Below are 20,442 nucleotides of genomic sequence, written 5' to 3' on the forward strand. Positions count from 1 at the left end.
TTTAAATAGCTGTACCCTTATAAGTTAAAAGATAAAAACACAATAAAAACAATAGTGCTAACCCGTATTAGCGACTTAGCACCACAGGTTGAAAGAGGAAAATTCAATGGATAAGCGCCACGACCCAAGCCGCCGCATTATTGCACCGCATGGCACACAATTAAGCTGTAAGAGTTGGCTCACAGAAGCGCCAATGCGTATGTTAATGAACAACTTACATCCCGATGTCGCCGAGCGCCCAGAAGACTTAGTCGTCTACGGCGGTATCGGCCGCGCCGCCCGCGATTGGGATTGTTATGACAAAATCATCGAAGTCTTACAACGCCTCGAAGACGACGAAACCTTATTAGTGCAATCGGGCAAACCTGTGGGTGTATTTCGCACCCACGCAGATGCACCGCGCGTACTGATTGCTAACTCAAACCTAGTGCCACATTGGGCGAACTGGGAACATTTCAACGAGTTAGATAAGCTAGGTTTGGCCATGTACGGCCAGATGACGGCGGGTTCTTGGATCTATATCGGCACTCAAGGCATAGTCCAAGGCACTTACGAGACCTTTGTGTCGGTCGCAAAACAGCACTTTGAGGGCATCTCTAAAGGCAAATGGATCCTCACTGGCGGGTTAGGCGGCATGGGCGGCGCGCAAACGCTGGCGGGCACTATGGCTGGCTTCTCAGTGTTAGCCTGTGAAGTCGACGAAACCCGCATCGATTTCCGCCTGCGTACTCGCTATGTCGACAAAAAAGCTACTTCGCTCGATGAAGCATTAGCCATGATTGAAGAAGCAAACCAAGCTGGCAAGCCTGTATCTGTTGGCTTACTGGCAAATGCCGCCGATGTGTTTGCCGAACTGGTTAAGCGCGGCGTTACTCCTGATGTCGTAACCGACCAAACCTCGGCCCACGATCCATTAAACGGTTATCTGCCGCAGGGTTGGACTATGGCAGAGGCCGCAGCTATGCGTAAAACCGACGAAGCTGCTGTGGTTAAGGCCGCAAAAGCCTCGATGGCGGTGCAAGTACAAGCCATGCTCGATTTGCAAACTGCCGGCGCAGCTACCTTAGATTACGGTAACAACATTCGCCAAATGGCGTTTGAGATGGGCGTTGAAAACGCCTTTGATTTCCCAGGCTTTGTGCCTGCATACATTCGTCCGCTGTTCTGTGAAGGCATTGGCCCGTTCCGCTGGGTAGCACTGTCTGGCGATCCAGAAGATATCTATAAAACCGACGCTAAAGTGAAAGAGCTTATTCCTGATAATCCACACTTGCACAATTGGTTAGACATGGCACGCGAGCGCATCGCCTTCCAAGGTCTGCCTGCGCGTATCTGCTGGGTCGGCTTGAAAGATCGCGCTCGTTTAGCGTTAGCTTTTAACGAAATGGTCAAAAATGGTGAGTTGTCGGCGCCCGTGGTAATTGGTCGCGACCACTTAGATTCTGGCTCAGTGGCCAGCCCGAACCGCGAAACCGAATCTATGCTGGATGGCTCAGATGCGGTATCCGATTGGCCATTATTGAATGCACTACTCAATACGGCTAGTGGCGCAACTTGGGTGTCATTACACCACGGCGGCGGCGTCGGCATGGGCTTTAGCCAACATTCGGGTGTGGTCATTGTGTGTGACGGTACTGATGCGGCGGCAAAACGTGTTGGCCGTGTGCTGTGGAATGACCCAGCGACAGGCGTGATGCGCCATGCCGATGCGGGCTACGAGATTGCGAAAAACTGCGCCAAAGAGCAAGGCCTCGACTTACCTATGCAAGAGTAGCCGATGCTAACTTCTTAAAATAACAATAATAACTAAAAGCTTGGAGCTAAAAATATGAAATCTGTGAATCACTTAGTGTTAACGCCGGGTAGCTTGAGCCTAGCGCAATTACGCGAAATCAGCCGCCATAAGCTGACACTCGAACTCGCGCCAGAGGCCATTACTGACATCAACACCAGCGCGCAAATCGTGCAAAAAGTGTTGGATGAAGGTCGCACCGTTTATGGCATCAACACGGGTTTTGGCTTGTTGGCCAATACCAAGATAGCGCCCGAAGATCTGCAATTACTGCAACGCTCAATCGTGTTGTCGCACGCCGCTGGCACAGGCCAATACATGCAAGACGCCACAGTGCGCTTGATGATGGTGTTAAAAATCAATTCATTAAGCCGTGGCTTCTCGGGCATTCGTTTAGAAGTGATTAACTTCTTAATCAGTTTAGTGAACGCCGAAGTGTATCCCTGCGTGCCAGAAAAAGGCTCAGTGGGCGCATCGGGCGATTTAGCGCCACTGGCGCACATGTGTTTGCCTATGCTGGGCGAAGGCGAGATGAGCTATCGAGGTGAGTTAATTTCCGCCGCCGAAGGTTTAGAAATCGCCGGCCTTAAGCCAATCGATTTAGCGGCTAAAGAAGGGCTCGCTTTGCTTAACGGCACACAAGCCTCGACTGCGCTGGCGCTGGAAGGCTTATTCCACGCCGAAGACTTGTTTGCGGCGAGTTCAGTGATCGGCGCCATGAGCGTCGAAGCGGCGATGGGCAGCCGTAGCCCGTTCGATTCACGCATCCATGCGGCCCGTGGTCAGAAAGGTCAAATCGATTCGGCCATGATTTTCCGTCATCTATTGGGCGAAGAGTCTGAGATCAGCGTGAGCCATGCAAACTGTGAAAAGGTGCAAGATCCTTACTCACTGCGCTGTCAGCCACAGGTGTTGGGTGCTTGTTTAACGCAAATTCGCCATGCGGCCGATGTGTTAGGCACTGAGGCGAATGGCGTAACCGATAACCCACTGGTGTTCCAAGACACAGGCGATATCATTTCGGGCGGTAACTTCCACGCTGAACCTGTGGCTATGGCGGCGGATAATCTGGCGATTGCGATTGCCGAGCTGGGTTCTATTGCCGAGCGTCGTATCGCACTGTTAATTGATTCTAGCCTGTCGAAACTGCCGCCTTTCCTAGTGAAAAATGGCGGCGTGAACTCAGGCTTTATGATCGCTCAAGTAACAGCGGCGGCATTGGCGTCTGAGAACAAAACCTACGCCCATCCAGCGTCGGTAGACAGTTTACCGACATCTGCTAACCAAGAAGATCACGTCTCTATGGCGACCTTTGCGGCGCGCCGTTTGCGCGATATGAGCGAAAACACCCGTGGTGTACTGGCAATTGAATTGTTAGCGGCGGCGCAGGGTTTAGATTTCCGCGCACCTTTAATGCCAAGTGCTGCAGTGGCTAAGGCCAAAGCCGAATTGCGTGAAGTCGTCGCCTATTACGATAAAGACAGGTACTTCGCACCAGATATCGAAGCCGCGACAGACCTGTTATATACAGCGAGTTTTAACGCTTACCTGCCAGCAGGAACGCTAGCGAGCTTTTAAGCGTTTTAGCTCCGAGTGAGTAAACGACTCAGTCGATGTTGACTCGGTTGAGTTGGGCGTATTGGGGCGCTTTTGCTGAAATACTCACGATTCACTCCCCAATTTGCTAAACATAACTGCTGAAATAAAACAAAACGAAGGCATAAGTGGATTGCTTATGCCTTTTTATTGAGTGTTTCCCCTTTTTAGCTCGATCCTCATCTTTGCCCTTTTGGTGTGTTTAACACCGCCGACTCTGCACTTTTTGCGCTGATCTTTACATTGTCAATTTCAGTGGCTACTTACCCCTCAATAAACCGTCACTTTTGTGTTTTTATCCGCCATCGTTATACACATTTTAATATCTAAAACTATTTTTAATAACCATATGGTTAGGTTGTGGGACAATATGTACCTGCATTTTTAGACAAATTGTCCTTTTGGTATTATTGGGTTTTAACTCTTGAATTAAGTGTTTTTTACATTATTTAAGGTTTTTAATTTCAATATTATTTATTTATTTGGATTTAAGTTTTGTGATTGGTTATTTGCGATCTCGATCTCATGTCATTATTTGTTATCTATTTCCTCTTTAAGGATAATCTTAAATTAAGTGTGGTCTTTAAGTGGGCCCACTCGATCGGTTGCAATTTTAACCACAGCAACCACTAGACTCATAACGACAAGAGTGTGAGAGGACGCAATGAACAGACGCCAGTTTTTTAGACTGTGTGCTGCCGGAGCTGCCACCTCAGCAATTTCTGCGTTGGGATTGATGTCCGAAAAGGCCTATGCGGCCGTTCGGGAATTCAAACTCATTAGCGCGAAAGAAACCCGCAATAACTGCTGCTATTGCTCAGTGGGTTGCGGATTGCTGATGTACAGCAAAGGAAGTAATGGCAAGAACGCCGAACAGAGTATTTTCCATATCGAAGGGGATGCAGACCATCCAGTTAACCGTGGGGCCTTGTGTCCTAAAGGCGCTGGTTTAGTGGATTATGTAAATAGCCCTAATCGGCTTAAATACCCAGAGTACCGTGCGCCAGGCAGCAATGAATGGACACGTATCAGCTGGAGCGAAGCTTACCAACGCATCGCCCGCCTGATGAAAGATGATCGTGATGCTAACTTGATTGAAAAGAATTCTGCCGGGACGACGGTTAACCGTTGGCTTAGCACTGGGATGATGACCTCGTCGGCGATGCCGAACGAAGGCGGCTATATCACCCAGAAATTTGCACGGGCACTGGGCCTAGTTGCAATCGATACTATTGCGCGTAACTGACACTCTCCAACGGTAGCAAGTCTTGCTCCGACATTTGGACGTGGTGCCATGACCAACCACTGGATCGATATTAAAAATTCTAATTTGATCATTATCATGGGCGGTAATGCTGCAGAGGCTCACCCTGTCGGATTCGGCTGGGTTACAGAAGCAATGCAACATAACAACGCTAAACTTTTGGTGGTCGATCCTCGCTTCACCCGTAGCGCCGCTGTGGCCGATTATTATGCGCCGATCCGTTCGGGCACAGATATCGCCTTCCTGCTCGGGGTGATCCGCTATCTTATTGAAACCAAACAAGTGAACTACGACTATGTGAAGGCTTATACCAATGCCAGTTACATAGTGCGCGAAGACTTCTCTTTTAGTGAAGGTCTGTTCAGTGGTTTCGATGAAGAAACCGATAGCTACAATAAAGAGTCTTGGTACTACGAGTTAGACGAACAGGGTTACGCGAAAGTCGATCCTAGCTTCGAGCATCCACGCTGCGTGTGGAACTTAATGAAGCAACATGTAGAGCGCTATGACTTTGAAACAGTAAGCAATATTACCGGTACGCCGATTGCGGACTATGAGATGGTTTGCCAACAAATTGGTAGCACTCATACCCACGATAGAGCCGCGACTTTTATGTATGCCTTAGGTTGGACTCACCACACTAAAGGGGCGCAGAACATTCGCTCTATGGCTATGGTGCAGTTGCTGCTGGGTAACATTGGGGTGTTGGGCGGTGGTGTTAACGCACTGCGTGGTCACTCTAACGTGCAAGGCGCGACCGATATGGGTTTATTGTGCCAAAGCTTGCCTGGTTACTTGAAGTTACCTAGTGAAAAAGACACTGATCTTAAGACCTATCTCGATCGTTACACGCCTGTCGCCTTGCGTCCGGGCCAAACCAACTATTGGCAGAATTACCCTAAATTCTTTATTTCGCAAATGAAGAGCTTCTGGGGCGATAACGCCACGGTTGAAAATGACTTTGGTTATGACTGGGTGCCTAAGTGGGATAAACAGTACGACTTTACTAAGCACTTAGATATGGCTTTCCACGGTGAAGTGAATGGCTACATTATCCAAGGGGTTAACGCCATTAATTCTATGCCGAACCGCAATAAGGTACTCAAAGCCTTGAGTAATCTTAAGTACATGGTGGTGCTGGATGCCTTGGCAACGGAAACCGCAACCTTCTGGCAAAACGCCGATGGCTTCAACGAGGTGAATCCCGCTGAAATCATGACGGAAGTGTTCCGCTTACCGACGACGTGTTTTGCTGAGGAAGAAGGTTCCATCGTCAACTCTGGACGTTGGATGCAGTGGCATTGGAAGGGCGCTAACCCGCCGGGTGAAGCCAAGCCAGATGCTGAGATTCTCTCCGGTGTCTTAATGGCAATGCGTGAACTGTACAAGCAAGAGGGCGGTAAGTTGCCTGAGCCAGTGCAAGCGATAAGTTGGGATTACCACAATCCTTACTCGCCGCATGCCGAAGAAGTTGCTCGCGAGCTTAACGGTAAGGATCTCGTGACTCAGCGTCAGCTCAGTAGCTTCTCTGAACTCAAAGCTGATGGTAGTACTGCTAGCGCCTGCTGGATTTATGCCGGTTCTTGGACCGAAGAGGGCAACCTGATGGCTCGCCGCGACAACCATGATCCTTCGGGTAAAGGTGTCACTCCGGGCTGGGCATTTGCTTGGCCAGCCAACCGTCGCGTGCTGTATAACCGCGCTTCTTGCGATATCAACGGCAAACCATGGGATCCCAAACGTACTATCGTCGAGTGGGTTGATGGTAAGTGGCATGGTATCGATGTGGGCGACTTCAATATGAAGTTAACCCCACAGGAATCCGCAGGTCCCTTCATCATGCAACCTGAAGGTGTGGGTCGCTTCTTTGCCCTTAAGTTGTTGGCCGAAGGTCCGTTCCCTGAGCACTACGAGCCGATGGAGTCGCCTATTGGGGTGAACCCGTTACACAAGGTCACCAGTAACCCTGCGGTACGTATGCTACCGGGTGTGAAGGAAACCTTAGGTTCCCATAAGGACTTCCCTTATGTGGCAACCACTTACTGTGTGACTGAACACTTTAATTTTTGGTCTACTCATGCCCGTTTGGCAGCGATTTCTATGCCGGAAACCTTCGTCGAAATCGATGAAATGTTGGCGGCAGAAAAAGGTATCGCCAATGGGGATTGGGTCACTGTCAGCTCTAAACGTGGCAGCATTGAAACCAAAGCCTTAGTGACTAAACGTCTGCAGCCGTTAAAGGTGAATGGTCAGTTAGTTCATACCGTCGGGTTACCCCGTCACGGCAGCCATAATGCGCTCACTCGTAAGAGTTACTCCTGTAACGTGCTCACCACGGAAGTGGGGGATGCAAATACACAGGTGCCTGAGTTCAAAGCATTTTTGGTTAACATCACTAAAGCGAAGGGGCTCTGATTATGGCATCACAAGACATTATCCGCCGCTCTGGTACTTCAGCGGTGACGCCTGCGGCAAAGGGGCGTAATTCGTCAGAAAAGGTCGCCAAGCTGTTCGACGCCACTAAGTGTAATGGCTGTAAAGCCTGCCAAGTGGCGTGTTCTGAGTGGAATGATTTACGGGAAGAAGTGGGCACGTTCCAAGGCAGTTATCAAAACCCTATGTCGCTATCGGGCCAATGTTGGACCCTGATGGAGTTCCATGAGGTGATGGAAAGCAACAAGCTGCGTTGGCAATTTACCCACTCGGCCTGTATGCACTGTGCCGACCCTGCCTGCTTAACTGCCTGTTCGACCTCGGGTGCGATTATCCAGCACGCCAATGGTGTGGTGGACTTCGATTCGGACAAGTGTATCGGCTGCGGTTATTGCGCCAGTGCTTGTCCCTTCGATGTGCCCAAAATCGATCCTAAGGACAACAAGGCCTACAAGTGCACTATGTGCTCTGACCGTTTGGCCGTGGGATTGGAACCTTCCTGTGTTAAGTCCTGTACCACAGGGGCGCTGCGTTTTGGCACCCGTGAGGACATGTTGTTTTACTCGCAAAAACGGGTTGAAGAACTGAAGGAAAGGGGCTTCGCTAAGGCAGGACTCTATAACCCTGAGGGCGTAGGTGGTACGGGTATGATGATGATATTGCACGATATCAATCAGCCCGAAAGCTACAACATGCCTGATAACCCGCAGATCCCGCTGTCACTGACTCTGTGGCAAGACTGGGTCAAACCTTTAGGCACTATGGGCATTCTTGCCACTGCCGCTGTCGCTTGTCTGCATAAGATCACCGTCGGTCGCAACATAGTGGAAGAGGACCAGCCGGGTTATCAACCGCCAGAGGAAGAGGCTAAGCAGGAAGAGGAGGGCGACAAATGAGCAAGCATGATAAGCAAGAAATGATAGTGCGTCACAAGCTGTTCGATCGCATCTGTCATTGGTTCATTGTGGCGGTTGGTCTAGTGACCTTTCTCACTGGCTTTTCCTTCTTTTATCCGTCGTTTCAATGGTTGGGGGCGATAGCGGGCACACCGCAATTGGCGAAGTTCATTCATCCCATTGCGGGCTTGATGATGTGCTTACCGCTGATGTTGATGTTGGTGCGTTACTACAAACACAACAAATGGGAAAAACACGACCTCGCTTGGATGCTCGCCATTAAGGATGTGATGTTCGAGAACGAGGAGAAAATCCCGCCTATCGGTCATTACAATCCAGGGCAAAAGGTATTGTTTCGCGCCTTCGTGCTGACGTCTGTCACTTTAACCGTGACGGGGATCATCATGTGGCAGCCTTATTTTGCGCCCTATTTCTCCGCCACTGTGGTGGGTTGGGCCATTCTGTTGCACGCCATTTGTGCGCTCATCATGTTGATTTTTGTGATGGTGCATTTCTGGATGGCGACATGGGTGGAAGGGTCGGTCACGGGCATGCTTTACGGCAAAGTCTCTAAGGCTTGGTGCCGCAAACATCACCCAGTGATGTTGGATGAACATTCGGACGTGGAGAAAAAATAATGAGTCATACAGCCGAGATACCTCTGGTCCCCGGCAGCGAATCGCCGCTGGAACTAAAACCGTTAAAAGCGGCAGATCCCCAAGCTGTGTATCACAGAAGGGCGCAGCGTTTGCTGTCATTGGCCAAGGACTCGCCGCTGGCTGACTACTTTGAGCTGTGCCGCCGTCTGGTCTCTATACAGGCCAAATTGGCGGAGGAGGCTGACTTCGGTCAGCTTCTCGCTTGGGGGAAAGATGAGGCGACTCCGCTTTCTCTGTTGGGCTCAGAGGCAGATAGCTATTGGCAAGGACTGCTACAGCAACTGTTAAGTGATTTGTTGCCGCAAGTGGATGAATCCATTGCTCGGGTAGTGCGTTTGCTGATGCAGCAATCTCCCGAGCAGCTGAGTTCGTGGGGGCGTTCACTGCGCCAAGGACATGTCAGTGAAGTGCCGGCCCATTTTAGCTTATTCATCTGGGCGGCGATGGGCGTCTACTGGTCGCATTGGGCACCTATGGTCATCAAGCGGATGGATCAACGTAAGGTGGCACAACAGAGTATGTGCCCCGTATGTGGCTGTCATCCCGTGGCGAGCGTGATAGTCGATCAGCCCCGTGCTGGTTTGCGCTATCTGCATTGCAGTTTGTGTGAAAGCGAGTGGCATTACATTCGCGCCCATTGCACCAGTTGCGGTCAGGACAAAGAGATGACGATTTGGTCGCTAGATGATGCTCAGGCTCAAGTGCGGATCGAAAGCTGCGATGAATGTCATGGCTACACCAAGATGATGTTTGTTGAAATGTCACCTTCTATGGATGTGGCGGCTGACGATCTCGCGACCTTGATGTTAGACAGTGAGCTAAATGCCAAAGGCTTTGGGGCGACAACATTGAACCCACTGCTAATGGCCCACGAAACCACGTAAGCCAAATAGCTTAAGTCAATGCAGGAGGGAGTCGGGTTGCTGATCTCTTCCTGCTTTTTATCCAACAGATGACAATAACTTAAACAAGATGACACAGATGATGACCCAAGCACCCGAAACGCCACAAGCCTTGTACCGCGCTTTGCCCTCAATGGACAGCTTACTGGCGGAGCCTAGCTTTGTTGTATTGCAGCAGTCTTACGGCAAAGTGGCAGTAAAGGCGGCGCTGGATAGCCAGTTAAAGGCGGCGCGTAGCTTAATCGGCAGTGAGCGCCGGTTGCCGACATGGTGTGGCGAGCTTGCGCAATTGCACGGATGTTTGGTTGATCAACTGTCTAAAGATTACAGCCACAGCTTAATACCTGTGTGGAATCTTACTGGCACCATACTGCATACCAACCTCGGCCGAGCGCAGCAGTCAGAAGCGGCGATTCGAGCCGTGACTTCTGTTATGCGCTACCCCACACCGCTGGAGTTTGAGCTTGCGGCAGGTGAACGTGGTCACAGGGATAATGCGATCAGTGCTTTAATTCAGCGCTTAACGGGTGCCGAGGCTTGTTGTGTCGTGAATAACAATGCCGCTGCGGTTTTGTTGATGCTGTCAGCGGTGGCTGCGGGGAAAGAAGTCATAGTCTCCCGTGGTGAGTTGGTGGAAATTGGCGGCGCGTTTCGCATCCCTGACATTATGCGCCAAGCAGGCTGCACTTTAGTCGAGGTCGGCAGCACTAATCGGACTCATCTTAAGGATTATGAGCAGGCGATTACTGAAAATACCGCTGCAATAATGAAGGTCCACACCAGTAATTATCATATCAGTGGCTTTACTGCCGCAGTGGAGGAGGCAAGGCTGGGTCAGTTATGCCGTGAGCGTGGCATATCACTCATTTCGGATCTTGGTAGTGGCTCACTGACGGACCTGCGCCGCTTTGGGCTAAAACAAGAACCTACGCCCCAAGCTATGCTAGCCGATGGTGTCGATTTAGTGAGTTTTTCTGGCGACAAACTATTGGGTGGCCCTCAGTCGGGTTTAATTGTCGGTAAACAGTCGCTGATTAAGCAGTTACAGAGTCATCCACTCAAGCGGGCCCTACGTTGCGATAAGCTGATTTTGGCGGCGTTAGAGGCAACATTAATCCACTATCTTAACCCTGAAACCTTAGACACTGAGCTGCCCATTATGGCGAAATTTGCCCGCAGCCAAGAGACGTTATGGCAGATTGGTCGTCGCTTACAGCAAGCTTTAGCAGCTCACTTTGAACCTCGTTATCGCATTGAATTAGTTGAGTGCCAAACACAGGTCGGCAGTGGCTCGCAGCCCGATACTTTTTTACCCTCTGTAGCGCTGTGTTTTATAGCACGCGATGGCGGCAGTTTAAGTTTGTTAGAACAACACTTTAAGCAGGCGGCACGTCCTGTCATCGGTCGCATGAGTAACGATCAACTCAGATTAGATTTACGCGGTCTTGATCGTGAAGCCGAGCTACTCGCCGAGTTAAGCACGTTAGGTGTGCAGTTGTGATCATTGTTACTGCGGGTCATGTCGATCACGGCAAGAGTACGCTTATTCGCGCCTTGACTGGGATGAATACCGATCGTCTGCCGGAGGAGAAACGCCGCGGTATGACGATCGATCTCGGCTATGCGTTTATGCCGCTTAAGGATGGTTCGCGGCTCGCTTTTATTGATGTGCCTGGGCATGAAAAATTTATCAACAACATGCTGGTGGGCGTGAGTCATGCTCGCCATGCCTTACTCGTGCTGGCCTGTGATGATGGCGTTATGCCGCAAACCCGCGAACATCTGCAAATCCTAGCGCTCTTACCGCTTCACAGTTTGACCTTAGTGCTGACTAAGCGGGATCTGGTTGATAGTGATATGGCTGAGCAGCTTGTCGCCGATGGACTCACTTTGCTGGCCGAGTATGGCATTGAGGCCAGTGGTGTTTTTCAGGTGTCGGCAAGTGAAACTGCCGACTTAGCATCCAATGGTGTGGCCGCACTTAAGGCGCATATTCTTGATTTAGCTGAGCAGGAGTCTAAGCGGGCTGAGGATGCCAGCAGTTTTAGGATGACGCTCGATCGCGCCTTTAGTGTGAAGGGTGCAGGTTGTGTGGTTACGGGCACAGTGATCAGCGGCAATGTGTGCGTGGGTGATAGTCTTTTTAGCTCAGGACAAAAGGCCAAGCTGAGAGTACGAGGCATCCATTGTCAGGGACATGAAGCCCAAAGGGCCGTCACGGGGACACGTGTAGCACTCAATTTAACCGGAGTTGATAACCATAGGTCGCCAGAGCGCGGCGATTGGTTGAGCAGCTTGCCTCAAGCCGAGCTCTGTAGCCGCCCTGTGGTGCATATTCGAGTCTTCGATTTATTAGGTATTGAGCCCTTGGTGCATTGGCAAAATGTCCACTGTCACCATGGCGCTGATCATACTTTAGGGCGAGTTTCGCTGTTAAATGAAGCTAATGCAGAAGGTTGTTATCTAGCAGAGTTGGTACTCGAAAAGCCGCTACTTATATGTCAAGACGACCGTATCGTCCTGCGCCACATTGGCGGTAAACAGACTTTAGGTGCAGGGCGAGTGTTGGCACTTAAAGTCCCTAATCGTAAGAAGCGCACGCCTGAACGAGTCGAGAGATTACAGCGATTAGCGCGCTTGGATAATCCTGCCCATGTGGTGGCTTTACTCGGGCAAACTCAGGCACTAGAACTTGCTGAAATTGCGTGGCGTTGGCAATTAACCGACGAAGGGCTCGCTATGCTCTTAGCCCAAGCGGGTTTAGTCCGTCTTGGCGAGTTTGCCGTGGCCACACGTTTACTTGAGCAAGAAAAACAACAGTTTATTACTTTACTTAGCGAGTTCCATCAACAGCATCCTGACCAACTTGGGCTTGGGCGTAATCGCCTGCAGCGCATGAGCCATAGCGCTTTGCCGCCCGAATTAGCCAATAAAGTGCTCGACACGCTTTGCCAAGAAGGTCGCATGGTGCTGCGTGGTGCCTTGTTGCAGCTCGCTGAACACAAAATAGTGCTAGATGCTGAGGCGCAGCATTGTTGGCAGGCACTTGCGCCTTGGCTTGCCGAGCAAACCGCCCCCGTGTGGGTCACCGAAATGGGCGAATACCTTGAGCTTGAACCTGCCAAATTAAGGCTGCTGTGTTTCCAGCTGGTGCAGCAGGGATTTATTACTGCTGTGGTGAAGGACAGATATTTGCTCAGCGAGCAAATCTGTTACTACGCCAGCTTAGTACGTACTCATATTGCAGAACACGGTAAGCTCGAAACGGCAGAATTTAAAGACATGGTTGGGCTTGGGCGTAAGGTGAGTATTCAACTGCTTGAGTTCTTTGACAGAAGTGGTTTTACCCGTAGGAAGTATCGCAGTAATAGCCGAGAAGTTCGGGATGCGGAGTTGTTTTTTTCCCATGAGAATTGGCGGAAGAACATAGGAGTCGAACCTACCCAGGACTGCTGGCAGCCCTACCCGGATTTGAAATCCGGACGCCTCACCGGAGACGACGTTCTTCCAATAGAAGACTTAGGGATAGTAGAAAATGCTTAAAGATGATTCAAGGCGATTCGTATTTAGTTTATGGGTTTGTGATACAAGTCTTAAATTGTCATCAAACTAATTGTTTTTATTTGATTTTATAGTTTTAGAGGGGCGCTATGGAATATCATTCACATGAAGTGGTTACTGAAAGAAACGTGGTCCTGTTAGAGCATGGACACGCATCTGAGCTGACTGATTACTTAGCCAATGAAGTACGGGTTGCGCTGGTCTATAACGGCATCGCCCATACCGTTATGTTGGCGAGCCCCCAAGATTTAGAAGCCTTTGCCATAGGTTTTACGCTGTCTGAACGTATCGTTTCCCATATCAATGACATCAAAGGGGTAGAACTCGAATTCACCCGTGAAGGCGTGTTGATCCAAGTGGAAATCAACCAACGATGCTTTATGGAACTCAAACAACAAAGGCGCAATATGGCGGGGCGCACGGGTTGTGGACTGTGCGGTGTCGCCCAGCTCGAAGAGGCGGTCAAGCCTGTTATGCGGGTGGACTCAGATGCCAGATTCGACATCAGCCACTTACAAGTCGCACTTGGGCAAATTAAAGATAATCAACAGCATTTTAAGCTGACGGGCGCGACGCATGCTGCCATGGGGCTTAACCATCAAGGACAGATCATCGCCGCCTATGAGGATATAGGCAGGCATATCGCACTCGACAAGTTAATTGGCGCCTTTTCCGCTCACAATGTGGAACGTCCAGTGGCCGTATTGCTCACCAGTCGCGCGAGTTTTGAAATGGTGCAAAAGGCCGCCAGTGCCAATATCCAAATTCTGTTTGCTATGTCCGCCGTGACTTCACTGGCGTTGGAATTAGCAGAGAAAAGCAATATCACGCTTATCGGTTTTTGCCGTAATGGCAGGGCAACGCTTTACACCCACGGTTATCGCCTGTTGGGGCAGCAGTGTGTCAGCTTAGCTAAAGCCATTTAAGCGTGAGGCCACTTGAGATTGAAGTTGTCGAACGACTTCAATCATTCTGGCACACAGGTTATAAGCGCATTGCGCTTATTTTTTATAGTCTCGTTCATTAGGGTAATGACATGACATGGCAACAATTTAAACAAGAATATTTAGTCCGTTTTTGGGCGCCTATGCCAGCGGTTATCGCTGCAGGTATCCTTTCTACTTACTATTTTGGTTTGACCGGAACCTTCTGGGCCGTTACTGGGGAATTCACTCGTTGGGGTGGTCATTTACTGCAGTTTTTAGGTGCAGAGCCTGAAACCTGGGGTTATTTCAAAGTGATAGGTCTGCAGGGCTCTCCTCTAGATCGTATCGACGGCATGATGATTATCGGTATGTTTGGTGGCTGTATTGCCGCTGCGCTTTGGGCCAATAACGTCAAACTGCGTATGCCACAGAGCCGTATCCGTATTGCTCAGGCACTGATCGGCGGCATTATTGCTGGCTTTGGTGCCCGTTTAGCTATGGGTTGTAACCTTGCCGCCTTCTTCACGGGTATTCCGCAGTTCTCTTTACATGCTTGGTTCTTTGCTTTGGCGACCGCAGCAGGCTCTTACTTTGGTGCAAGATTTACCTTACTACCTATGTTCCGTATTCCGATAAAACTGAAAAAGGTAAATAAAGCGACTTCAATCAAGCAGGACGAAAACCAAGCTAGACGTCGTTTCCGTATCGGTATGCTGGTGTTTTTAGGCATCGTCGGTTGGGGTTTATTGACTATGTTCAATGCGCCTAAACTAGGCATTGCTATGCTCTGTGGTGTTGGTTTTGGTTTATTAATCGAACGGGCGCAAATCTGCTTTACCTCAGCGTTCCGCGATATGTGGATCACTGGTCGTACTCACATGGCGAAGGCGATTATCTTAGGCATGGCGGTCAGTGCGATAGGCATTTACAGCTATGTGCAACTGGGTGTGCCCCCCAAAATCATGTGGGCTGGCCCTAATGCGGTGATCGGCGGCTTACTGTTTGGTTTTGGTATTGTACTGGCTGGTGGTTGTGAAACGGGTTGGATGTATCGTGCAGTCGAAGGCCAAGTGCATTTCTGGTGGGTGGGCTTAGGTAACGTGTTGGGTTCAACCTTACTGGCGTATTACTGGGATGATATCGCTCAGCCATTAGCAACGAACTGGGACAAAGTTAATTTACTGACCAGCTTTGGCGATAAAGGCGGATTATTGCTTACCTATGTGCTGCTGGGGCTCTCCTTTGGCGCTATGTTGCTGTGGGAAAAACGTTTCTTTGCTCGTAAGGCGAAGCGGGATGAACAATTGCTAGCGGAGGCGGCGTAATGGCTCAATATATTCCAGATTATCAACTCGATATGGTGGGTGAACCTTGCCCTTATCCCGCAGTGGCTACTCTTGAGGCTATGCCAAAGTTAAAGCCCGGTGAAATTCTCGAGGTGATTAGTGACTGCCCGCAGTCTATTAACAACATTCCCCTCGATGCTAAAAATCATGGTTATAAAGTGCTGGAAATTGAGCAGAATGGTCCGACTATTCGTTATCTGATCCAGCGTTAGTGACTGATTTTCACTGAGGCGTAAAACTGAAAAAGGCACAAACATAAGTTTGTGCCTTTTTACTATTTCCTTTGGAAATACAATTAACTTCCTTTGGAAAAGTTTCCTTTAGTCGATATCTAACCGAGTTAACTCAGGCTTAGCCTTGGCAATCTATTGGCAGATATTCGTCGGGAATGTCGCTACTGCTGCATACCCAAGTGATATTGCTTTGCTCATCAACTTGTGGCGATAGATAGACTTCGTAGCCTTGATAATCACCGAGGGCTTCGCCTCCGACAAAGCCGACTATGCCATCTGTGTACAAATTAAATGTCGCAATCTGCTCGTCCGTCAGCTTTAGGGCATCTAATTCAGTTGGCCATGCTTGGTTGGTTTGATAATAGCCAACTAAGATGTCGGTGATCGGCGTTAATGCTTGGTGCTGCTGATCGATACTGGCAATGGCGAGTGTTGCGTCAGGCACAGTCATAGCTGCTGGTGTCGCTTCGGTTGCGGCCGGGGCTTCATAACTCGTGGCTGCACTCATCTTTTCTTGATATTGCTTGTACGCTGGCAACGCAACTGCGGCGGCAACACCAATAATTGCAGCAAAAATAATGAGTCCACCGCCAGCTGTGCCCATGCGTGGCATAAAGAGGCTAAATACAAATGCCCACGCACTGCGTGATGGCGGCGTGTATTCCGTTCCCTGCGCTTTGGCGTCGACTCTTGCCATACGTTTAGTCAGCCAAGGATAGCTGCCGTTAAGCTCGTGCAGTGACATCCAAAAACCACTCGATTCGCGAGCTTGGCGGATATATTGATCCACATTCATACGTTTCCATTGCTCTACGCCAGCGGCTAATACGGCGACGGCATTGGTGGCAGAACGTAAGCTGTTGCAGCAACGTAACCCGTGGAGATCGCAGGTATATTCGCAGGCGCGAGAATAAGCCGCGCCAACTAAAGGCAACCAAGTGGCGAAGACTAAAAAGGGCGCTTTGCCAATATGATTGCGGCGAATATGGCCTAATTCGTGGCCGATATAGAAGTTAAGTGCATCTTTATCGGACTCAAGCGCATCCACAATCGATGAAAACAACACGATATAGTTACGGCCGAGGAAGCGGGTTGCCAGCGCGTTGAGCATGCCATCGGCGGCCAACAAGTAAGCCCGTGGTGGCTCTTTCATTTCTAAACGATCGCAGCATGCTAAATATTGTTTATGTAATTCAGGGAATTGCTCAGCATTGATTTCGACAGCCGTCCCTTTTAGGTAGCTAATAAAAGCGGAGTGGCTGAAAAGATAAATAATGAAAAACATCAACACATAGAGCAGGGCCATGCCCAAAGTACCTATGATCAATGCTGCCCAGACGATCCCTGAGATAATCGCTAACAGAGTGAACAGCGATTTTTCCTTCGAATAGACAATATCTGTCATTTGGATGGGATTATCTTTCCCTGCGGTTGGGGTAATAACTTGTTCCATGTTGATCCTTTTCCTAGTGAAGTGACAAGCGGCGTGAAAATAGTCAATTTCGCTCGAAAATTCAACCACTATCACGCGTAATGCCAAAATTAACCGTTCTGTGATTCGGTTAAATCAGCATTAAGCGCAACTGGGGTAGGAAGCTTGTGTCAGGATCTTGCGGCTTTTAGCCTGTTGGCAAATGTGCTGGCTGTTTTCAAAGGCGGTTAAGGTGCCTTTATCGCCGTGCCCGCTTTAATGGCTGCTTGAGCGAGGCTGACAATTTGCTTCTCTGCGGTATTGGAAAGGCTTTCATGAACTTTGCTTAGCTCATCCATTTGTTGACTAAGCATATCCATTGATGTGCTCAGGTTGTCGATCTCCATCTGTATCTGAGGATCTTCTCTATCGGCCGCAATATTGAGTAGAAGTTGCTGAGTTTGGCTGTTGATCGCGTCGCCTTTTTGCTGCATCTGTTCGCCTAACACTTTCATTTTCTCACCCTGTTGCTGCATGGGCATGATGGCGGTTTTTATTTGCGCCACTATGGCGGGATCTGTGATGACATAAGGCGTGCCTGCTTTTTTCACCCATAGGTAATCGGTATGATAAGGATTACCTTGGCGTTCAAGTTGCTCCCAATCGTCACTGTGACCAGCGCCAATAGTCATTTCGCCATCTTGCTGAACATAAATCCATGAGAAATCTGGCTGACTTTGGCTGAGCACCGATTTGCTGATGACTGATATACCTCCATCGGCACTGCTGCTCGTTGCTTGGCTCTTTGTTTGAGTCGCCCAAATGGCGGTTGGGATCAGAGCGAGAATAAACAGACTGCCCATAAGTTGAGTGCGCGTATTCATAGTGTTTCCTTGTATGGCTGTGTGGATCGGCGGGTTATGCCAGAGTTGCATTAACCTGCCACAGCAGAATCTGTGCCATAAAAATTTAATCTTACTTATCAATGTAATAATTGTTTAAGTGTCCGCGCATTGTTGCCGAGAAGGCGTAAGAGTGTCCGCTAATGTGTCCGTTCAAGCTGGTGGACACGGGTGGCTAAGTCGATGTATTTCTTTCGCCGAATTTGATTGTTAGCACTAGAATGAAGTGCTTGTGGGGTCGAGATAAAGGTGAATTTAATCACGATTTTTACACTATTTTGAATGCAATTTAAGGCATGACTCTTTGAGTCAGGTTAGGTTAAGCCGATCTAGGGTTAGCTATGGCAAGCGTTGAAGTAAACCACAGAATATAAAGGAATTGAGATGGTAAAGTTAATCAATAAGATGTTGAATAATCGACTGGGCTTCACTAGGTATTGCGCCGCCGTTGTGATGGTGAGTTCGTTAAGTACAGGCGCCATGGCGGCCGATGCGCCTTCCTTTGACTGCGCAAAAGTCAATGCGGGCAGTATCGAAGCTATGGTTTGTAAGGATGCGGGACTGAGCCAACTCGATAATCAGTTAGCTGAGGTTTACAGCCAAGCGCTTGAAAAAGCAAAAAATGAACAGCCACCGACTTTAAAAGCGATGCAGCGTGGTTGGGTGAAAGGCCGTAATGAGTGCTGGAAGAGCGAGGATAAACACGCGTGTATTGAAGCTAGCTATCAAACCCGTATTGCCGAACTGCAGGCGCAGTACCGTTTAGTCGATATGACCGGCCCAGTGTTTTATGCCTGTGACGGCAGTCCTGCTAATGAAGTCGTAGTAACTTATTTTAAAACCGAACCCGCGACTCTAATTGCTGAACATGGTGATAGTACTTCATTGATGTTTGCACAACCCAGCGGCAGTGGTGCTAAGTATCAAGGCCGCAATGAAAGTCTTTGGGAACATCAAGGCGAAGCGAAAGTGGTTTGGGGCTTCGAAGCGCCAGAAATGACGTGTAAACTGGTGACCAAATAGGATTGATTTAAGGTTGCCATGAAACAAGCTCTAGTGCATATCGCCTTAGTCGTAAGAGATTACGATGAGGCGATTGATTTTTATGTTAATAAATTAAAATTCGAATTAGTCGAGGACACTTATCAAGCCGAGCAAGATAAGCGCTGGGTCGTCGTTGCGCCGCCGGGTTCTAAGGGCGCGTCTATTTTGTTAGCCCGGGCTTCTAAGCCAGAGCAGTTCGATTTTATCGGTAATCAGGCGGGTGGTCGGGTGTTCTTATTCTTGAATACTGATGACTTTTGGCGTGATTATCGCCGCATGGTCGCCGATGGCGTCGAATTTGCGCGCGAGCCACAAGAGCAAGACTATGGCACAGTCGCTGTGTTTAAAGATCTCTACGGTAACTTATGGGATTTACTGCAATTGAATGATGGGCATCCTATGGCGTACAGGTTAGCGTATCAGGATTCAGGATTAGAAGTTTACCCCTAATCCTAAGGTGTAACTGGTATCTCTGGTATTACCTATCACTGTTTGAGTGTCGTTGAAGTCATATTTAAATGACAAATAAATCCGCTGAGTGAGCAGATATTTAAGTCCAACGGTCGAGTTTGAGATGTAATCAATCGCTGGTATATCTGGGAAGGCAATTTGCAGATCGGCGTAGGACTCTAAAATGCCATCAAACCAATATTGTTTATAATTAAGCGATGCTGCCCAAGCGTTAAGCTCTAGCTTAAAAGACTGTTGTCCAAGCCAAAAATGGTTGTAGGTTACGACAAAATCGAGTTTGTCACGGCCCGCACCCCAAAAACGATAACCTGGGCCGAGTGCGGCATAGAAGCTATGGGTATCTGTGCCGAGTTTGTCCTCTTGATAAAAATTTTCCTGCCGTAACAGCCAATGCTCATTGATTAGATAGTCTAAGGAGTAGTGTCCTTCGAGGGTATTGCGCTTAGTTAAATCATCTTCGGTTTCGTAGCGTACTTCGGTCTTAATAGTGTGTCGCCATTGCAAGGTTTCCGCTGTGATATCGCCTTTGATATGTAGCTTCTGACTATTTTTCTTGTTTTTAGTGACATCGAGTGTGGTTTCTACGCTGCCGTTATAATTCCAAGCTGAGTCCGTATAGTGTTGGGAAAATCTCAGCTCATCCACTGGGGTTTGTTGGTGATTAATCAATACCATGCCATGTTGTTCAGAAGCCTGAATACTGATGTCCTGTATTGAGCGGCCGACACTCCAAGGTTTAGGCGTTGAGACTTCAAAACTGAGAATAGCACTGCGCTGAATGGCAATCTTAGGGGCATAGCTGGTTTTGATGATTAAATCTTGATCGTTGAATTCTTTGATTTCACCGCTAATTTTATCGCCATTGAGCAAGAAAACCGTATCGGCTAAGCACAAGGGGCTGAGACTACAGAGCGTAGCAGCAAGGTACAATGCTGGATTGGATATCAGATTATGCATCTTGCTCGTGGGCTCAAAATAAAGGGAGAGTAAGTGTTGTCATTCTACT

At 49.0% G+C, this 20,442-nt stretch carries 15 protein-coding genes, 1 tRNA gene and 1 pseudogene; 13 read left to right on the top strand and 4 right to left on the bottom strand.

Features of this window, described 5'->3' with window-relative positions:
• Positions 1–106 precede the first annotated feature (106 nt).
• The 8 genes and pseudogenes from hutU to selB all read left to right on the top strand — a co-directional run.
• Positions 107–1,774: a urocanate hydratase gene (hutU, locus tag Q4Q46_RS09070; protein ID WP_311905770.1), complete on the top strand. Its 1,668-nt coding sequence runs from the start codon at positions 107–109 to the stop codon at positions 1,772–1,774.
• Between the two features lie 54 nt (positions 1,775–1,828).
• Positions 1,829–3,370: a histidine ammonia-lyase gene (gene hutH, locus Q4Q46_RS09075; RefSeq protein WP_311905771.1), complete on the top strand. Its 1,542-nt coding sequence runs from the start codon at positions 1,829–1,831 to the stop codon at positions 3,368–3,370.
• Between the two features lie 682 nt (positions 3,371–4,052).
• Entirely contained in the window at positions 4,053–7,067 is a 3,015-nt protein-coding gene (gene fdnG, locus Q4Q46_RS09080) for a formate dehydrogenase-N subunit alpha (protein WP_311905772.1), read from the top strand.
• A gap of 2 nt (positions 7,068–7,069) precedes the next feature.
• Positions 7,070–7,981 (top strand): formate dehydrogenase subunit beta, encoded by a 912-nt coding sequence (gene fdxH / locus Q4Q46_RS09085; RefSeq protein ID WP_011982053.1) that lies wholly within the window; start codon positions 7,070–7,072, stop codon positions 7,979–7,981.
• Positions 7,978–8,619, top strand: coding sequence for a formate dehydrogenase subunit gamma (locus tag Q4Q46_RS09090; protein ID WP_006084873.1), 642 nt, complete (start codon positions 7,978–7,980; stop codon positions 8,617–8,619). The genes fdxH and Q4Q46_RS09090 overlap by 4 nt, the downstream gene beginning before the upstream one ends.
• Complete coding sequence (fdhE, locus tag Q4Q46_RS09095; RefSeq protein ID WP_311905773.1) at positions 8,619–9,524, top strand: formate dehydrogenase accessory protein FdhE; 906 nt, start codon at positions 8,619–8,621, stop codon at positions 9,522–9,524. The genes Q4Q46_RS09090 and fdhE overlap by 1 nt, the downstream gene beginning before the upstream one ends.
• Positions 9,525–9,621: 97 nt before the next feature.
• Complete coding sequence (gene selA, locus Q4Q46_RS09100; RefSeq protein ID WP_311905774.1) at positions 9,622–11,043, top strand: L-seryl-tRNA(Sec) selenium transferase; 1,422 nt, start codon at positions 9,622–9,624, stop codon at positions 11,041–11,043.
• Positions 11,040–12,887, top strand: a pseudogene (gene selB / locus Q4Q46_RS21330) (selenocysteine-specific translation elongation factor); the annotation flags it as partial. The gene selA and the pseudogene selB, both read left to right, overlap by 4 nt.
• 69 nt (positions 12,888–12,956) lie before the next feature.
• On the opposite strand, the gene Q4Q46_RS09105 reads toward selB, so the two are convergent.
• A tRNA-Sec gene (locus Q4Q46_RS09105) sits at positions 12,957–13,051 on the bottom strand.
• Between the two features lie 141 nt (positions 13,052–13,192).
• Between Q4Q46_RS09105 and fdhD the strand changes: the two genes are divergently transcribed.
• From fdhD to yedF, 3 genes are all read left to right on the top strand, one after another.
• Positions 13,193–14,029: a formate dehydrogenase accessory sulfurtransferase FdhD gene (gene fdhD, locus Q4Q46_RS09110; protein ID WP_311905775.1), complete on the top strand. Its 837-nt coding sequence runs from the start codon at positions 13,193–13,195 to the stop codon at positions 14,027–14,029.
• A gap of 110 nt (positions 14,030–14,139) precedes the next feature.
• A complete protein-coding gene (gene yedE / locus Q4Q46_RS09115) occupies positions 14,140–15,354 on the top strand; it encodes a selenium metabolism membrane protein YedE/FdhT (protein WP_311905776.1) in 1,215 nt (404 codons plus the stop codon).
• Entirely contained in the window at positions 15,354–15,587 is a 234-nt protein-coding gene (gene yedF, locus Q4Q46_RS09120; protein ID WP_107946196.1) for a sulfurtransferase-like selenium metabolism protein YedF, read from the top strand. The genes yedE and yedF overlap by 1 nt, the downstream gene beginning before the upstream one ends.
• A 139-nt stretch (positions 15,588–15,726) precedes the next feature.
• On the opposite strand, the gene Q4Q46_RS09125 is transcribed toward yedF, so the two are convergent.
• Together Q4Q46_RS09125 and Q4Q46_RS09130 are read right to left on the bottom strand one after the other, a co-directional pair.
• Positions 15,727–17,061 (bottom strand): M48 family metallopeptidase, encoded by a 1,335-nt coding sequence (locus Q4Q46_RS09125; protein ID WP_106648601.1) that lies wholly within the window; start codon positions 17,059–17,061, stop codon positions 15,727–15,729.
• Between the two features lie 206 nt (positions 17,062–17,267).
• Positions 17,268–17,903 (bottom strand): hypothetical protein, encoded by a 636-nt coding sequence (locus Q4Q46_RS09130; protein WP_311905777.1) that lies wholly within the window; start codon positions 17,901–17,903, stop codon positions 17,268–17,270.
• Positions 17,904–18,305: 402 nt separating this feature from the next.
• Between Q4Q46_RS09130 and Q4Q46_RS09135 the strand changes: the two genes are divergently transcribed.
• Both Q4Q46_RS09135 and Q4Q46_RS09140 read left to right on the top strand, forming a co-directional pair.
• Positions 18,306–18,944, top strand: a complete 639-nt coding sequence (locus tag Q4Q46_RS09135) for an MliC family protein (RefSeq protein WP_311905778.1) — start codon at positions 18,306–18,308, stop codon at positions 18,942–18,944.
• An 18-nt stretch (positions 18,945–18,962) separates the two neighbouring features.
• On the top strand, positions 18,963–19,415 hold the full coding sequence (locus tag Q4Q46_RS09140; RefSeq protein ID WP_311905779.1) for a VOC family protein: 453 nt from the start codon (positions 18,963–18,965) through the stop codon (positions 19,413–19,415).
• On the opposite strand, the gene Q4Q46_RS09145 is transcribed toward Q4Q46_RS09140, so the two are convergent.
• Complete coding sequence (locus Q4Q46_RS09145; protein ID WP_311905780.1) at positions 19,398–20,393, bottom strand: DUF481 domain-containing protein; 996 nt, start codon at positions 20,391–20,393, stop codon at positions 19,398–19,400. The two genes, Q4Q46_RS09140 and Q4Q46_RS09145, sit on opposite strands and share 18 nt — an antisense overlap.
• Positions 20,394–20,442 lie beyond the last annotated feature (49 nt).

This window comes from Shewanella vaxholmensis (assembly GCF_031932135.1).
In the GTDB taxonomy this organism is placed as follows: Bacteria; Pseudomonadota; Gammaproteobacteria; order Enterobacterales; family Shewanellaceae; genus Shewanella; species Shewanella hafniensis.

Excerpts from the sequence above, each read along its gene's own strand:
- fdxH (WP_011982053.1), top strand. The coding sequence starts at position 7,070 with ATGGCATCACAAGACATTATCCGCCGCTCTGGTACTTCAGCGGTGACG.
- fdhE (WP_311905773.1), top strand. The coding sequence starts at position 8,619 with ATGAGTCATACAGCCGAGATACCTCTGGTCCCCGGCAGCGAATCGCCG.
- Q4Q46_RS09125 (WP_106648601.1), bottom strand. The coding sequence starts at position 17,061 with ATGGAACAAGTTATTACCCCAACCGCAGGGAAAGATAATCCCATCCAA.
- yedF (WP_107946196.1), top strand. The coding sequence starts at position 15,354 with ATGGCTCAATATATTCCAGATTATCAACTCGATATGGTGGGTGAACCT.
- hutU (WP_311905770.1), top strand. The coding sequence starts at position 107 with ATGGATAAGCGCCACGACCCAAGCCGCCGCATTATTGCACCGCATGGC.
- Q4Q46_RS09140 (WP_311905779.1), top strand. The coding sequence starts at position 18,963 with ATGAAACAAGCTCTAGTGCATATCGCCTTAGTCGTAAGAGATTACGAT.
- Q4Q46_RS09145 (WP_311905780.1), bottom strand. The coding sequence starts at position 20,393 with ATGCATAATCTGATATCCAATCCAGCATTGTACCTTGCTGCTACGCTC.
- yedE (WP_311905776.1), top strand. The coding sequence starts at position 14,140 with ATGACATGGCAACAATTTAAACAAGAATATTTAGTCCGTTTTTGGGCG.
- Q4Q46_RS09135 (WP_311905778.1), top strand. The coding sequence starts at position 18,306 with ATGGTAAAGTTAATCAATAAGATGTTGAATAATCGACTGGGCTTCACT.
- selA (WP_311905774.1), top strand. The coding sequence starts at position 9,622 with ATGATGACCCAAGCACCCGAAACGCCACAAGCCTTGTACCGCGCTTTG.
- fdhD (WP_311905775.1), top strand. The coding sequence starts at position 13,193 with ATGGAATATCATTCACATGAAGTGGTTACTGAAAGAAACGTGGTCCTG.
- hutH (WP_311905771.1), top strand. The coding sequence starts at position 1,829 with ATGAAATCTGTGAATCACTTAGTGTTAACGCCGGGTAGCTTGAGCCTA.
- Q4Q46_RS09130 (WP_311905777.1), bottom strand. The coding sequence starts at position 17,903 with ATGAATACGCGCACTCAACTTATGGGCAGTCTGTTTATTCTCGCTCTG.
- Q4Q46_RS09090 (WP_006084873.1), top strand. The coding sequence starts at position 7,978 with ATGAGCAAGCATGATAAGCAAGAAATGATAGTGCGTCACAAGCTGTTC.